This is a genomic window from Massilia sp. SYSU DXS3249 (assembly GCF_053668055.1).
Map to the genome: position 1 here is coordinate 176,543 of NZ_JBSIPX010000003.1, position 14,951 is coordinate 191,493.

General features: G+C 62.6%; 16 protein-coding genes. 15 read left to right on the forward strand and 1 reads right to left on the reverse strand.

All coding sequences use genetic code 11. The features are described 5' to 3' along the window. Positions 1 to 20 precede the first annotated feature (20 nt). The 3 genes from ACWCIA_RS05045 to ACWCIA_RS05055 are packed head-to-tail and all read left to right on the forward strand — an operon-like array spanning position 21 to position 2,794. On the forward strand, positions 21 to 905 hold the full coding sequence (locus ACWCIA_RS05045) for a branched-chain amino acid ABC transporter permease (protein WP_454161498.1): 885 nt from the start codon (positions 21 to 23) through the stop codon (positions 903 to 905). A gap of 3 nt (positions 906 to 908) precedes the next feature. Next, on the forward strand, positions 909 to 1,934 hold the full coding sequence (locus ACWCIA_RS05050; protein WP_454161499.1) for a branched-chain amino acid ABC transporter permease: 1,026 nt from the start codon (positions 909 to 911) through the stop codon (positions 1,932 to 1,934). Next, positions 1,931 to 2,794 carry an alpha/beta fold hydrolase gene (locus ACWCIA_RS05055; protein WP_454161500.1) on the forward strand — a complete coding sequence of 288 codons (864 nt, stop codon included), beginning with the start codon at positions 1,931 to 1,933 and terminating at the stop codon, positions 2,792 to 2,794. Before ACWCIA_RS05050 ends, ACWCIA_RS05055 begins: the two co-directional genes overlap by 4 nt. Here the strand turns inward: ACWCIA_RS05055 and ACWCIA_RS05060 are convergent. Beyond that, on the reverse strand, positions 2,789 to 3,946 hold the full coding sequence (locus ACWCIA_RS05060) for an iron-containing alcohol dehydrogenase (RefSeq protein WP_454161501.1): 1,158 nt from the start codon (positions 3,944 to 3,946) through the stop codon (positions 2,789 to 2,791). The genes ACWCIA_RS05055 and ACWCIA_RS05060 overlap by 6 nt on opposite strands. A 124-nt stretch (positions 3,947 to 4,070) precedes the next feature. Here ACWCIA_RS05060 and ACWCIA_RS05065 point away from each other — a divergent pair, with 124 nt between their 5' ends. The 12 genes from ACWCIA_RS05065 (at position 4,071) to atpG (ending at position 14,925) form a co-directional block, all read left to right on the forward strand. Beyond that, positions 4,071 to 4,841, forward strand: coding sequence for a sulfite exporter TauE/SafE family protein (locus tag ACWCIA_RS05065; RefSeq protein ID WP_454161502.1), 771 nt, complete (start codon positions 4,071 to 4,073; stop codon positions 4,839 to 4,841). A gap of 226 nt (positions 4,842 to 5,067) precedes the next feature. Continuing rightward, entirely contained in the window at positions 5,068 to 7,002 is a 1,935-nt protein-coding gene (gene mnmG / locus ACWCIA_RS05070; RefSeq protein ID WP_454161503.1) for a tRNA uridine-5-carboxymethylaminomethyl(34) synthesis enzyme MnmG, read from the forward strand. Then, positions 6,999 to 7,652, forward strand: coding sequence for a 16S rRNA (guanine(527)-N(7))-methyltransferase RsmG (gene rsmG / locus ACWCIA_RS05075; RefSeq protein ID WP_454161504.1), 654 nt, complete (start codon positions 6,999 to 7,001; stop codon positions 7,650 to 7,652). Before mnmG ends, rsmG begins: the two co-directional genes overlap by 4 nt. Before the next feature lie 111 nt (positions 7,653 to 7,763). After that, complete coding sequence (locus ACWCIA_RS05080) at positions 7,764 to 8,534, forward strand: ParA family protein (RefSeq protein ID WP_454161505.1); 771 nt, start codon at positions 7,764 to 7,766, stop codon at positions 8,532 to 8,534. An 18-nt stretch (positions 8,535 to 8,552) separates the two neighbouring features. Beyond that, positions 8,553 to 9,416, forward strand: a complete 864-nt coding sequence (locus ACWCIA_RS05085; protein WP_454161506.1) for a ParB/RepB/Spo0J family partition protein — start codon at positions 8,553 to 8,555, stop codon at positions 9,414 to 9,416. Between the two features lie 360 nt (positions 9,417 to 9,776). Next, the gene (locus ACWCIA_RS05090) at positions 9,777 to 10,115 is read left to right on the forward strand and encodes an ATP synthase subunit I (RefSeq protein ID WP_454161507.1); all 339 of its coding nucleotides are present in this window, start codon (positions 9,777 to 9,779) and stop codon (positions 10,113 to 10,115) included. Between the two features lie 2 nt (positions 10,116 to 10,117). Next, positions 10,118 to 10,957: a F0F1 ATP synthase subunit A gene (atpB, locus tag ACWCIA_RS05095; RefSeq protein ID WP_454161508.1), complete on the forward strand. Its 840-nt coding sequence runs from the start codon at positions 10,118 to 10,120 to the stop codon at positions 10,955 to 10,957. Between the two features lie 87 nt (positions 10,958 to 11,044). Beyond that, a complete protein-coding gene (gene atpE, locus ACWCIA_RS05100; protein WP_379739652.1) occupies positions 11,045 to 11,287 on the forward strand; it encodes a F0F1 ATP synthase subunit C in 243 nt (80 codons plus the stop codon). Between the two features lie 74 nt (positions 11,288 to 11,361). After that, positions 11,362 to 11,832 carry a F0F1 ATP synthase subunit B gene (locus ACWCIA_RS05105; protein ID WP_454161509.1) on the forward strand — a complete coding sequence of 157 codons (471 nt, stop codon included), beginning with the start codon at positions 11,362 to 11,364 and terminating at the stop codon, positions 11,830 to 11,832. Positions 11,833 to 11,834: 2 nt separating this feature from the next. Continuing rightward, positions 11,835 to 12,368, forward strand: coding sequence for a F0F1 ATP synthase subunit delta (locus tag ACWCIA_RS05110; protein ID WP_454161510.1), 534 nt, complete (start codon positions 11,835 to 11,837; stop codon positions 12,366 to 12,368). A gap of 80 nt (positions 12,369 to 12,448) precedes the next feature. Further along, entirely contained in the window at positions 12,449 to 13,990 is a 1,542-nt protein-coding gene (atpA, locus tag ACWCIA_RS05115; protein ID WP_454161511.1) for a F0F1 ATP synthase subunit alpha, read from the forward strand. Positions 13,991 to 14,049: 59 nt separating this feature from the next. Further along, the gene (gene atpG / locus ACWCIA_RS05120; RefSeq protein ID WP_454161512.1) at positions 14,050 to 14,925 is read left to right on the forward strand and encodes a F0F1 ATP synthase subunit gamma; all 876 of its coding nucleotides are present in this window, start codon (positions 14,050 to 14,052) and stop codon (positions 14,923 to 14,925) included. The last annotated feature ends 26 nt before the right edge of the window (positions 14,926 to 14,951 follow it).

Genomic DNA, 14,951 nt, shown 5'->3' on the forward strand with positions numbered 1-14,951 from the left:
CAATTCTTGTTTGGCCACCTATGGAAATCTTCGGCGTCCCCCTGCAAGCCCTGATGAGCCAGCTCCTGCTGGGCCTGGTAAACGGCTCCTTCTACGCGATGCTCTCGCTCGGCCTGGCCGTCATCTTCGGCCTCCTGAATGTCATCAATTTCTCGCACGGGGCGCTCTACATGATGGGCGCCTTTGTCGCTTTCATCGGCGCCACCTCGTACGGCCTGAACTACTGGATGATGCTGGTATTGGCGCCGCTGGTGGTCGGCGCCTTCGGCATCCTCATTGAAAAGACGATGCTGCGCTGGCTCTATCAACTCGATCACCTGTACGGTTTGCTGCTGACCTTCGGCATCACCTTGCTGCTCGAAGGCGTGTTTCGCTCCTTCTTCGGCGTCTCCGGCCAGACCCTGGACGTGCCGGAAAGCCTGTCCGGCGCCACCGACCTCGGCTTCATGATCCTGCCCAACTACCGCGCCTGGGTCGTCGCCGCTTCCCTGGTCGTCTGCCTCGGCACCTGGTTCGTCATCGAAAAGACGAGATTGGGCGCCTACCTGCGCGCCGGCACCGAAAACCCGAAGCTGGTCGAAGCCTTCGGCATCAACGTCCCGCGCATGGTCACGCTCACCTATGGCTTCGGGGTGGCGCTGGCCGGCCTGGCCGGGGTGCTGGCCGCGCCCGTCATCAACGTCACGCCGCTGATGGGCTCGAACCTGATCATCGTCGTATTCGCGGTCGTCGTGATCGGCGGCATGGGCTCGATCCTCGGCTCCATCGTCACCGGCCTGCTGCTGGGCGTGATCGAGGGCTTTACCCGCGTCTACTATCCGGAAGGCTCGGAAGTGGTCGTGTTCGTCGTCATGGTCATCGTGCTGCTGCTGCGCCCGGCCGGCCTGTTCGGGAAGGAGAAGTGAGCGATGCCTAAAAAGATCCTGTACGCCCTCGCGCTGGCCGCTGCACTGGCGGCGCCGTTTTTCGGCTATCCCGTGTTCCTCATGAAGCTGCTGTGCTTCGCCCTGTTCGCCTGCGCCTTCAACCTCCTGATCGGCTACACGGGCCTGCTCTCCTTCGGCCATGCCGCTTTTTTCGGCAGCGCCGGCTATGTGACCGGTTACCTGCTGTCATCAAAAGGGCTGACGCCCGAACTCGGCATCCTGGCCGGGGTGGCGGCCAGCAGCCTGCTCGGGCTGGTGGTGGGCGCGCTCGCCATCCGCCGCCAAGGTATTTATTTTTCGATGATCACCCTGGCGCTGGCCCAGATGGTGTATTTCGCCGCGCTGCGCAGCCCGGTGACCGGCGGCGAAGACGGCCTGCAGGGCGTGCCGCGCGGGCGCCTGTTCGGCGCCATCGACCTGGCTGACGACCTGACCCTGTACTACGTCGTGCTGGCCATCGTGCTGGCCGGCTTTGCGCTGATCGTGCGCACGGTGCACTCGCCCTTCGGGCAAGTACTGAAAGCCATCAAGGAGAACGAGCCACGCGCCATTTCCCTCGGCTATGACGCCGACCGCTACAAGCTGCTCGCCTTTGTGCTCTCTGCCGCCCTCACAGGCCTCGCAGGGGCCACCAAAACGCTCGTGCTGGGCTTCGAGACCCTGACCGACGTCCACTGGACCATGTCCGGCCTCGTGGTCCTGATGACCCTGGTAGGCGGCATGGGCACGATGGCCGGGCCCATCATCGGCGCCTTCCTCATCGTGGCGCTGGAAAACAAGCTGGGCGAGTTCGGCAGCGCGCTTGCCGCCCGCACCGGCATCGAGTGGTTCAATGGGCTCGGCGAGTCGGTCGGCATGGTGACCGGGCTGATCTTCATCGTCTGCGTGCTGCTGTTCCGGCGCGGGATCGTCGGCGAGTTGCAGGCGCTGCTCGAACGCGCCAGGCGTGGCAAACGCGGCCGTGACGGGGAGGGCGCCAGAATGGGCCAGACACAGGAGACGGCATGAGGGAAGAGTTGCTGCGTCTACAAGTCAACGGGCTGCACCTGTTTGTCAGGAGCGTAGGGCAGGGCCCGGCGGTCGTGCTGCTGCACGGCTTCCCGGATACCCATGCGGTCTGGCGCAAGCAGGTGGCGCCGCTGGTCAAGGCCGGCTACCGCGTGCTCGCGCCCGACCTGCGCGGCTATGGCCAGAGCGATGCGCCGAGCGCCGTCTCGGCCTACCGGCTCGAGCACATCTGCAGCGACGTGCTGGCCATGCTCGACGCCCTCGGCATCGCGCGGGTCCGTCTGGTCGGCCACGACTGGGGCGCCTTGGTCGGCTGGATGCTGTGCATGGATGCGCCCGAGCGCATCGAGCAATACGTGACGCTGTCGGTGGGCCATCCGGCCGCCTTTGCGCGCGCCGGCATGGATCAAAAATTACGCAGCAGCTACATGCTGTGGTTCATGGTGCCGGGCCTGGCCGAGCGCTCGCTGACGGTCGCCGATTTTTATCTGATGCAGCATTTCACCTCAAACCGCACCCAGTTGTCGTATTGGCGCCGCAGCCTGGCCGATCCCGGCCGCATGACGGCGGCCCTGAATTACTACCGGGCGAACGTGCCGCGCGGTCTCAGCTTCGCTACCAAGGACGAGCCGGTGACGGTGCCCGTGATGGGGATCTGGAGCAGCCTGGACCCGGCGCTGGGCGAGCAACAGATGGTCGACTCGAACCAGTACGTCAGCCATTCCTTCCGTTATGAACGCATTGAGGGCGCCGACCACTGGCTGCAGGTCACCGCCGCCGAACGCGTCAACGCCTTGTTGCTCGATTTTTTTGCAGAGGCGGTAGTCAGCCAGCCGGCCCCTGCGGCTGCCAACTTATAACGCGGCGGCGTAGATCGCACGCGCATCGAGCCGGCTGAGCTCGCGCGGATTGTTGCCGAGCAGGCGGGTCTGCAGCATGGCGTCGTCGGCCAGCCGGTCCAGGTCGAGCTCGCTGATGCCGACCTGGCTCAACGTAGTTTGGATGCCGGTCCTGTGCGCCATCTGCTGCATCGCACCAATGAGCGCCTCCGTGCGCGCCTCGGCGCTGCCCTTCGCATCCGGCACGACGACCTCCGCCAGTTCGGCATACAGGGGCGCGGCCGCGGGTGCATTGAAGCGCAGCACATGCGGCAAGACCAGCGAATTCGACAGCCCGTGCGGCACGTGATAAATGCCGCCGATCGGGTAGGCCAGCGCGTGCACGGCAGCGACGGGCGCGTTCGAAAACGCCTGGCCGGCCAGGCAGGCGCCGAGCAGCATGGCCTGGCGCACGGCCAGGTTGCCGCCCTGTTCGCAGGCGGGAACCAGGTTATAGGCCAGCAGTTGCAGGGCCTGGCGTGCCAGCAGGTCGGATATCGGATTCTTCTTGTGGCGGCTCGTATAAGCCTCGATCGCGTGCACCATGGCGTCGATGCCGGTGGCGGCGGTGACCAGCCGCGGCAGGCCCAGGGTGAGCGTCGCATCGAGGATCGCGAGATCGGCGTACAGCTGGGGCGCGACCACGCCCATCTTCGTCGTCGCGCCGGTGGTAACGATCGCGATGTTGGTCACTTCCGAGCCGGTGCCCGCGGTGGTCGGGATCTGCACCAGCGGCAGCCGTTTGCCCTGCACCTTGCCGATGCCGTACATGTCCGCCAGCGGCTGGCCGTTCCCCGCCAGCACCGCCACCAGCTTGGCCACGTCCATCGAACTGCCGCCACCGAAGCCGATGACGAGATCGGTCTCCTGCGCGAGCGCAAAGGCGACCGCGTCCATGACCGTGTCTTCCGGTGGGTCGGCCACCACGCCGGAAAAGATGCTTGCCGCAATGCCGTGCTGTTCCAGGCTGGCGCGAGGCGTATCGAGCAGGCCGGTGCGCAGGAAACCCGCGTCGGTGACGAGCAAGGCGCGCCGTGCGCCGGGAAAGCGTTCCGCGATCAGTTCGCCGAGGCGGGCGCTGGCGTGGGCTTCGGAGACGATCTGGGCGACAGTGCTAAAGGCAAAGGCGGTCATGGTCGTGGCGGAAGAATAGGGATCGGATCAGCTTACACCAGTGTGCGGGCAGGTCAACTGGGAGGACAGCTAGCCTGCCGAGTTGCCGTACAATTTCACCTCTTCAATTCAGCCGGAAGCACAGATGATGGATTTTGTATGGCTCGGCGGCGCGGCCTTCCTCGCCGGGCTGGTGGACGCCGTGGTCGGCGGTGGCGGCCTGATTCAGGTGCCCGCGATCTTCTCCTTTTTGCCGAAAGAGCTGCCTGCCACTTTATTAGGCACCAATAAACTCGCCAGCATTTGCGGCACCAGTGCCGCAGCCGTGAACTACGCGCGCCGGGTGCGGGTGGCGTGGAGCGCCGCGGCCCCGGCGGCGCTGGCTGCCTTTGCGCTCTCTTTCGTCGGTGCCTGGACGGTAACGCGGGTGCCGGGCGATTTCGTGCGCGCCTTGCTGCCCTTCATCCTGCTGGCAGTGGCGATCTACACCTTCCGCAAGAAGGATCTGGGCTCGGTGCACGCGCCGGTGCACAGCGGTATGGCCGAGCGCTGGTGGGCGGTCAGCATCGGCGCCGCGATCGGTTTTTATGACGGCTTCTTCGGGCCGGGCACCGGCAGCTTTTTGATTTTTCTGTTCGTCCGCTTCTTCGGCTTCGATTTCCTCAGTGCTTCGGCGGCGGCCAAGATCGTCAACGTCGCTTGCAACCTGTCGGCGCTGATGTGGTTCGGCTACAGCGGCCACCTGCTGTGGCAGCTGGGCCTGTTGATGGCGGGGTGCCAGATTGTCGGGTCCCTGGTCGGCACCCGGCTGGCGATCAAGCACGGCAGCGCGTTTGTGCGCAAATTGTTCCTGGTGGTCGTGTCGACGCTGATCGTGAAAACTGCCTTCGATGCGGTCGTGCGTTGGGCCAGTTAGCCTGTTTCACGTGAAACAAAAGCCGGGATATCCCGGCTTTTTTTACGCCCAGACCGTCGAATTCAACGCGATTGTTCCACGTGAAACGTTCAAACTTGCCATTCAGACTGTGTTCCACGTGAAACAAAATAAGGTCTGTTTTTTGGCCGAGCTGAGTCTGCAGGTTGAAAAGATCCTATAATCGCGCATTAGACTCCTGCAGTCTTCTCCAATTCACTCTTCCATCATGCTATTTCCAACTGAATTCGACGTGATCGTCGTCGGTGGCGGCCATGCCGGTACTGAGGCTGCGCTTGCTTCCGCACGCATGGGACAGAAGACTCTGCTCCTCACGCACAACATTGAAACCCTGGGCCAGATGTCCTGTAATCCTTCGATCGGCGGGATCGGCAAGGGTCACCTGGTCAAGGAAGTGGACGCCCTGGGCGGCGCGATGGCGATTGCCACCGACGAGGCCGGCATCCAGTTCCGCATCCTGAACTCTTCGAAAGGCCCGGCCGTGCGCGCCACCCGCGCCCAGGCCGACCGCATTCTGTACAAGGCGGCGATCCGTTCGCGCCTGGAAAACCAGCCGAATTTGTGGCTGTTCCAGCAGGCGGTGGACGACCTGATGGTCGAGGGCGACCGCGTCGTCGGCGCCGTCACCCAGATCGGCCTGCAGTTCCGTGCCCGCGCCGTGGTGCTGACGGCAGGCACTTTCCTCGACGGTAAGATCCACGTCGGCCTGCAAAACCATACGGCCGGCCGCGCCGGCGACCCGGCGGCCGTCGCGCTGTCGAGCCGCCTGAAAGAACTCAAATTACCGCAGGGCCGCCTGAAAACCGGCACGCCGCCCCGCATCGATGGCCGCAGCATCGACTACTCGGTGCTGGCGGAACAGCCGGGCGACCTCGATCCCGTCCCCGTCTTCTCCTACATGGGTAATGCCGCCATGCACCCGCGCCAGGTACCGTGCTGGGTCACGCACACGAATGCGCAAACCCACGACATCATCCGCCAGGGCCTGGACCGCAGCCCGATGTACACCGGCGTTATCGAAGGCGTCGGCCCGCGTTACTGCCCCTCGATCGAAGACAAGATCCACCGTTTCGCATCAAAAGAGTCGCACCAGATCTTCCTCGAACCGGAAGGCCTGACGACCCACGAAATCTACCCGAACGGGATCTCGACCAGCCTGCCGTTCGACGTGCAGCTGGCCCTGGTGCGCTCCATGAAAGGCATGGAAAACGCCTTTATTCTGCGTCCCGGCTACGCCATCGAATACGATTATTTCGACCCGCGCGGCCTCAAGGCTTCGCTGGAAACCAAGGCCATCCGCGGCCTGTTCTTCGCCGGCCAGATCAACGGCACCACCGGCTACGAGGAGGCCGCAGCCCAGGGCCTGCTCGCCGGCATGAACGCGGCCCTGCAAACCAAGGGGCAAGATGCCTGGACGCCGGGCCGTTCGGAAGCCTATCTTGGCGTGCTGGTCGACGACCTCACGACCCAGGGCGTGGCCGAACCCTACCGCATGTTTACCAGCCGCGCGGAGTACCGCCTGTCGCTGCGCGAAGACAATGCCGACATGCGCCTGACCGAAATCGGGCGCAAGCTGGGGGTGGTGGGCGACGCCCAGTGGGCGGCATTCGAGACCAAGCGCGAATCCGTCGCCCGCGAGCTGGAACGCCTGCGCTCGACCTGGGTCAACCCGCGCATCCTGGCCGCCGCCGAGTCCGAGCGCGTGGTGGGGCAGGCCCTCGAGCGCGAGTACAACCTGGCCGACCTGCTGCGCCGCCCGAACGTCGGCTACGACACCCTGATGACGATGACGGGTCTTGAAGGACAGCCGCTGGCGGGCCCGGGCGTGCAAGATCCTGCAGTAAAAGAGCAGGTCGAAATCCAGCTGAAATACGCCGGCTACATCGACCGCCAGGCAAAAGAGGTGGAGCGCCACGACTACTACGAAAACCTCAAATTGCCCGAGCACTTGGACTACCTGGAGATCGCGGCGCTTTCGATCGAGGTGCGCCAGAAGCTCGATAAACAGCGTCCGGAAACCCTGGGCCAGGCTTCGCGCATTTCGGGCGTGACCCCGGCCGCGATTTCGCTCCTGCTGGTGCACCTGAAAAAGCGCGGCGCCAAGGGCTTTACCAACACCCCGCTTGAAGAGGCCGCACAGTGAGGGGCTTCGACCGCGACAAACTGATGCAAGTTCTAAACGACGGCATCGACGAAATGGACCTGCCGCTTTGGGCCGCGCAGCGCGAGCAGCTGATGGATTACCTGGCGCTGATGGCCAAGTGGAACGGCGTCTACAACCTGACTTCGCTGCGCGACCCGATGCAGATGGTGACCCACCACCTGCTCGATACGCTGGCCGCCGTTCCCGCCTTCGCGGACGCCAAAAACGTGCTCGACGTCGGGGCAGGGGGCGGCTTGCCGGGCATCGTGCTGGCCATCTGCCGGCCCGACATGAAAGTGTCCCTGATCGATACCGTGCACAAGAAAACGGCCTTCCTGACCCAGGTCAAGGCCGAACTGAATCTCACCAACGTCACCGTCTACACGATGAAGGTGCAGGACCTGAAAGCGGGCCCCTTCGACGTCATCACCTCGCGCGCCTTTGCCGACCTGTCCGATTTCGTCAACTGGTCCGGGCACCTGCTGGCGGAGGGCGGGAAATTCATCGCTCTGAAAGGGGTGGCGCCCAGGGAGGAGCAGGAGCGGCTGCCGCCAGACTGGAAAGTGCAGGAATCGAGGCCGTTAAGAGTGGCAAAACTGGAAGCCGAACGGCACCTGGTTTTCATCGCCAGATCAGCAGAAGTTCAATAAACCAAGCTAACGATATAAATGGTTTATACAGTTTATATGGATTAAATCGTTTATACGGTTTAACAGGTATGAACTGTATGAATCGATGTTGTCGCGTCCGGATAAGAATAGATGGCAAAAATATTTTGCGTTGCAAACCAGAAAGGCGGCGTCGGCAAGACGACCACCAGCGTGAACCTGTCGGCGGGCCTCGCCAAGCTGAACCAGCGCGTGCTGCTGGTCGACCTCGACCCGCAGGGCAATGCGACGATGGGCGCCGGCATCAACAAGGCGTCGCTGAAAGCGTCGACCTACCAGGTGCTGCTCGGCGAAGCCGAGGTAGGGGAGGCGCGCCTGCGCTCCGAGGCCGGGCGCTTTGACGTGCTGCCCGCCAACCGCGAGCTGGCCGGTGCCGAAGTCGAGATGGTCGAACTCGACAACCGCGAGCGGCGTCTGAAGGATGCGTTGGCGAAGGTCGATGCCGACTACGACTTCATCCTGGTCGACTGTCCGCCGGCCCTGTCGATGCTGACCCTGAACGGCCTCTGCGCCGCGCATGGCGTGATCATCCCGATGCAGTGCGAGTACTACGCACTGGAAGGCTTGTCCGACCTGGTCAACACGATCAAGAAGGTGCATGCGAACCTGAACACGGACCTGAAGATCATCGGTCTGCTGCGCGTGATGTTCGATCCGCGCATGACGCTGTCGCAGCAGGTCTCGGCCCAGCTCGAGCAGCACTTCGGCGGCAAGGTCTTTAAAACGATCATCCCGCGCAACGTGCGCCTGGCCGAAGCGCCGTCGTACGGCATCCCGGGCGTCGTCTTCGATCCCTCATCGAAAGGCGCGCAGGCCTATATCGCGTTCGGGGCCGAAATGGTCGAGCGCATCAAGACAATGTAAACACAGAGAGTTATCCACATGGCGACGAAAAAACTCAAGGGCCTCGGCCGCGGTCTCGATGCACTCCTCGGCGGCGACGCCGAGCCTCCCAGCCCGAGCGCACCGTCGGTGCTGCCCGTGGCGCAGCTGCAGGCCGGCAAATACCAGCCGCGCACCCGGATGGACGAAGGCGCGCTGAACGAACTGGCCGCGTCCATCAAAAGCCAGGGCGTGATGCAGCCGGTGCTGGTGCGTCCAGTAGAGGAGGGCCGCTACGAGATCATCGCCGGCGAGCGGCGTTTCCGCGCGGCGCAGATCGCCGGCCTCGACGACATCCCGGTGCTGGTGCGCGAAGTCGACGACCAGGCGGCCGCCGCGATGGCCCTGATCGAGAACATCCAGCGCGAAGACCTCAATCCCCTGGAAGAGGCGCAGGGCATCGCGCGCCTGATCTCGGACTTCGATTTTACCCACGAGCAGGCGGCGACGGCCGTCGGCCGCTCGCGCAGCGCAGTCTCGAACCTGCTGCGCCTGGTGAACCTGGCTCCGCCGGTCCAGACCATGCTGATGGCGGGCGACATCGACATGGGCCACGCGCGCGCGCTGCTGTCGGTCGACAGTGCGAGCCAGATCACGCTCGCGAACCAGGTGATTGCAAAACGCCTGTCGGTGCGCGAAACCGAGAAGCTCGTCGCCCGCGCGCTGGAAGAGCAGGCGAACCCGGAGCCAGCTGCCCGCCAGAAGGACAAGTCGGGCGACATCGTACGCCTCGAGGAAGAACTGTCGGACAAGCTCGCGACCCCGGTCGCGTTCAAGATGGGACCGAAGGGCCGCGGCCAGATGATCATCGACTTCGCCGACCTCGACATCCTGGAGGGGGTGCTGGCTCGCCTGCGCGCCTGAACCGGCCGCGGCGGAAAGACAACAGTAAAACTACGGTAGCGGCGCGCCCAGATTTTCCCTGAAGCACCGCTGCCGCCACCCAGCCGTTTCCATCAAGAATCACCTTCTGCACTTACCGCAGAGCGAACGCCGGCCCCGTGCCGGCGTTCCCATTCGCGCCGAAACATCTGTATGGGCGACACAAACTGCCCCGAAAACCGGGCCTTTTGCCTATATTTATGTAACATTTTCAGCCCAAACGCATACTCTTGCACGACTGGAATCGTTTGACTCACAAGCATGAAGGAACTTATAATCCCGCTGATTCATGTAATTACCACACCGTAACTCGGTTCCAACGGCCAAGGCGAAAAAATAACAATGTTGCGCCTGGTCTCCCTGCAATTGATCGCAACGGCAATCGTCGGCGTCCTCGCCGCATTGTTGGGGGGATGGCCTGCGGCGTTTTCGGCGGTGCTCGGGGGAATCTGTTGTGTTGTGCCCAACGCCATCATGGCGTTACGTTTATTCGCCGGCACCAAAGCGCCTGGCGGGGCCAACCCTGCGACATTTTTCATCTGGGAATTTATAAAGATTGCATTAACGCTTGCCCTGCTGGCGGCAACCGCGTGGCTGTACCGTGATCTGAACTGGCTGGCGCTTCTCGCCGGGTTCATCGTGGCGCTGAAAAGTTACATATTCTTATTATTTAGGCACTGAAAATGGCGACGACAACCGTAGAAGGCGCAGCACACCACGCGCCCACAGCAGGCGAGTACATCAAGCACCACCTGGGGCACCTCTCGAACCACCATCAAAATGGTCCGGTCGACTTTTCCGTCATCCACTACGACACCATCTTCTGGTCGGTCCTGATGGGCGTGATCGGCTGCCTGATCATGTGGTCGGCAGCACGCCGCGCCACCTCGGGCGTGCCGGGCCGTTTCCAGGCTGCCGTCGAGATCCTGTTCGAAATGGTCGACAACCAGGCCAAATCGATCGTCCACGGCGACCGCAGCTTCATCGCCCCGGCCGCGCTGACCGTGTTCGTCTGGGTTGCCCTGATGAACTCGCTGGACTTCCTGCCGGTCGACCTGTTCTCCGAAGCCTTCAAATGGTTCGGCGTCGAGCATCTGTTCCCTTACCACCGCGTGGTCCCGACCGCCGACCTGAACGGCACCATCGGCATTTCGCTGGGCGTGCTGGTCCTGATGATCTATTACGGCATCAAGATCAAGGGCTTCGGCGGCTGGATCCACGAACTGTTCGCAGCACCGTTCGGCATCGCCATGGCGCCGTTCAACCTGCTCCTGAACATCATCGAATACGCAGCAAAAATGGTGTCGCTCGGTATGCGACTGTTCGGCAACATGTTTGCCGGTGAGCTGCTGTTCCTTTTGATCGCTTTGCTTGGCTCGACGGCAACCGTGTTTGGTTTCGCCGGCCACGTAATTGCCGGCTCGATCTGGGCGATCTTCCACATCCTGATCGTGTTCCTGCAGGCATTCATCTTCATGATGCTGACGCTGGTGTACCTCGGTCAGGCCCACGAAGGCCACTGATCGGCGCCGCAAGCATCGAACAAGATAGTGGTTGTAACGAAGTTGTAGTTTTTAATCTAGTTTTTAAATTAACTTTTTGGAGTAAACATGACTGACCTTTCTTTTGTTGCACTGGCTTGCGGTTTGATCATCGGCCTGGGTGCTATCGGTGCTTGTATCGGTATCGCAATCATGGGCGGTAAATACCTCGAAGCTTCTGCACGTCAGCCAGAACTGATGAACACCCTGCAGACCAAGATGTTCCTGCTGGCCGGCCTGATCGACGCGGCATTCCTGATCGGCGTTGGTATCGCCATGCTGTTCGCCTTCGCTAACCCGTTCACCGGCTAAGCAACGCGCATCTCAGGTTTTGAAGGGCCGAACCATCGCGGTTCGGCATCCGTTTTTGTGAGAAGGAAAATACCGTGAACCTTAACGCAACCCTGTTTGCCCAGTTCGCTGTCTTCTTCGTCCTGGCAATCTTCACGATGAAATTCGTGTGGCCGCCGCTGATGAAAGCGCTCGACGAGCGCGCCGACAGGATCGCCAATGGGCTGGCCGCCGCCGACCGTGGCAAGGCCGACCTCGCCGCCGCCGAAAAGCGCGTGCAAGCCGAACTGGCTGGCGCCCGTGACGAAGGCCAGAAGCGCATCGCCGACGCCGAAAAGCGCGCGCAGATGATCATCGACGACGCCAAGAAGACCGCCGCTGAAGAAGCCGCCCGTATCGTTGCCGCCGCCCGCGCCGACGCCGAGCAGCAAGTCACGCGCGTGCGCGAAGAACTGCGCGGCCAGGTCGCTGCCCTGGCAGTGCAAGGCGCCGAGCAGATCCTCAAGCGCGAAGTGAACGCAGAAGCGCACGCCGCCCTGCTGTCGCAACTGTCGGCCGAGCTGTAATCATGGCTGAACTCGCAACCGTCGCCCGTCCCTACGCCGAAGCGCTGTTCCGTGTTGCCCAGCAAGGCAACATGGCAGCCTGGTCCGAACTCGTGTCCGAACTGGCACAAGTCGGCGCCAACCCTGATGTGCAGGCGTTTGCCGCCAACCCGAACGTGACCGCACGCGACCTCGTCGCCACGCTGACCTCGCTGGTGAAATCGCCGGTGACGCCGGAGGCCGCGAACTTCCTGACGATGCTGGCCGAAAATGGCCGCATCAGCCTGCTGCCGCAAATCGGCGCGCAGTTCCAGGTGCTCAAGAACGCCCAGGCCGGCGCTGCCGACGCGGAGATCGCCAGTGCCTTCGCACTGAACGACGCCCAGGTCGCCGAGCTGGTCAACGTGCTGGAAAAGAAATTCGGCCGCAAGCTCAACCCGACCGTCAGCGTCGACCCGTCCCTGATCGGCGGAGTGCGCGTGCTGGTCGGCGACGAAGTCCTCGACACCTCGGTCCGCGCCCGCCTGCAGCAGATGCACGCTGCGCTGGTCGCCTGATCGACGTCGCACCGGAACTTCGCAAGCCTAGCCGGCATCTCACGCCCTACGCATCAAGAAACTATTAGGAGTTAGCACTCATGCAACTTAATTCATCTGAAATCAGCGAACTGATCAAGAGCCGCATCCAGGGCCTCGAAGGTTCGGCTGACGTTCGCAATCAAGGCACGGTGATCTCCGTCGCCGACGGTATCTGCCGCATCCATGGTCTGTCGGACGTGATGCAGGGCGAGATGCTGGAATTCCCTGGCAACACCTTCGGCCTGGCGATGAACCTCGAGCGCGACTCGGTCGGTTCGGTCATCCTGGGTTCGTACGAGCACATCTCGGAAGGCGACACCGTCAAGACCACCGGCCGCATCCTGGAAGTGCCGATCGGTCCTGAGCTGCGTGGCCGCGTGGTCAACGCACTGGGCCAGCCGATCGACGGCAAGGGCCCGATCGCCACGACGCTGACCGCCCCGATCGAAAAGATCGCGCCAGGCGTCATCGCCCGCGAATCGGTGTCGCAGCCTATGCAGACCGGCATCAAGTCGATCGACGCGATGGTGCCGATCGGCCGTGGCCAGCGTGAGCTGATCATCGGCGACCGCCAGACCGGTAAGTCGGCCGTCGCTGTCGACGCGATCATCAACCAGAAGGGCCAGAACGTCACCTGCGTGTACGTTGCAATCGGCCAGAAGGCATCGACCATCAAGAACATCGTGCGCTCGCTCGAGCAGCACGGCGCGATGGAGTACACCATTGTCGTCGCCGCTTCCGCTTCGGAATCGGCTGCCATGCAGTACATCTCGGCCTACTCGGGCTGCGCGATGGGCGAATACTTCCGCGACCGCGGCGAAGACGCGCTGATCGTGTACGACGACCTGTCGAAGCAGGCTGTCGCCTACCGCCAGATTTCCCTGCTGCTGCGCCGCCCACCAGGCCGCGAAGCCTACCCGGGCGACGTCTTCTACCTGCACAGCCGTCTGCTCGAGCGCGCAGCACGCGTGAACGCCGACTACGTGTCGGCCTTCACCAACGGCGCCGTCACCGGCAAGACCGGTTCGCTGACCGCACTGCCGATCATCGAAACCCAGGCGGGCGACGTTTCGGCCTTCGTGCCGACCAACGTGATTTCGATTACCGACGGCCAGATCTTCCTGGAGACCTCGCTGTTCAATGCCGGTATCCGTCCTGCGATTAACGCCGGTATCTCGGTCTCGCGCGTCGGTGGCGCTGCCCAGACCAAGGTCATCAAGGGCCTGTCGGGCGGTATCCGTACCGACCTGGCGCAGTACCGTGAACTGGCTGCGTTCGCGCAGTTCGCATCGGATCTGGACGAATCGACCCGCAAGCAGCTGGACCGTGGCGCGCGCGTGACCGAGCTGCTCAAGCAGCCTCAGTACTCGCCGCTGCCGATCTCGCTGATGGCCGCCTCGCTGTTCGCCGTCAACAAGGGCTACTTCGACGACATCGAAGTCAAGCAGGTGCTGCCGTTCGAGCTGGGCATGCACGGCTACCTGAAGACCAAGCAGGCTGCGCTCCTGTCGAAGATCGAAGAAACCAAGCAACTGGACAAGGACAGCGAAGCAGCACTCGCGGCCGCCATTGCTGATTTCAAAAAGTCCGGCGCATATTAATAGATGGACCGGCGCCGCTTGTTCAAGGCGGCGCCGGTGACCGGAAGGAGTAAGGACTCATGGCAGTAGGCAAAGAGATTCGTGGCAAGATCAAGAGCGTAGAGAATACGAAGAAGATCACCAAGGCGATGGAAATGGTCGCCGCATCCAAGATGCGCAAGGCGCAGGACCGGATGCGCGCCGCCCGTCCCTACAGTGAAAAAATTCGGAACATCACCGCCAATCTGGCCGAGGCAAATCCGGAGTACACGCACGTCTTCATGGCGCAAGCCAAGCACGTGCAGGCAAAGGCAGTGGGTTTCATCGTCGTCACGACCGACAAGGGTCTGTGCGGCGGCATGAACACCAACATCCTGCGCCAGGTAACGCTGAAGTCGAAGGAAATGGAAGCGGCGGGCAACCGTGTCGAGGCTGTCGCCATCGGCAACAAGGGCCTGGGCTTCCTGAACCGCGTGGGCGTCAAGCTGGTGTCGCATGCGACCCAGATCGGCGACACCCCGCACCTGGACAAGCTGATCGGCCCGATCAAGGTCATGCTCGACGCATACCAGGATGGCCAGCTGGACGCCGTCTACCTGTGCTACACCAAGTTCATCAACACGATGAAGCAGGAACCGGTGGTCGAGCAGCTGCTCCCGCTGCCGGCCAAGCACATGGAAGCCGACAAGGGCGCGATCTCGTGGGATTACATCTACGAGCCGGAACCGCAAGTCGTCATCGACGAACTGCTGGTGCGCTATGTCGAGGCCCTGGTGTACCAGGCAGTGGCGGAAAACCTGGCGTCCGAGCAATCGGCGCGCATGGTCGCGATGAAGGCGGCAAGCGACAACGCAGGCAGCGTCATCGGCGAACTGAAGCTGGTCTATAACAAGACCCGCCAGGCAGCGATTACCAAAGAACTCTCCGAGATCGTCGCCGGCGCGGCAGCGGTCTAAATAAAGAATTTAACTATATCTGAAGG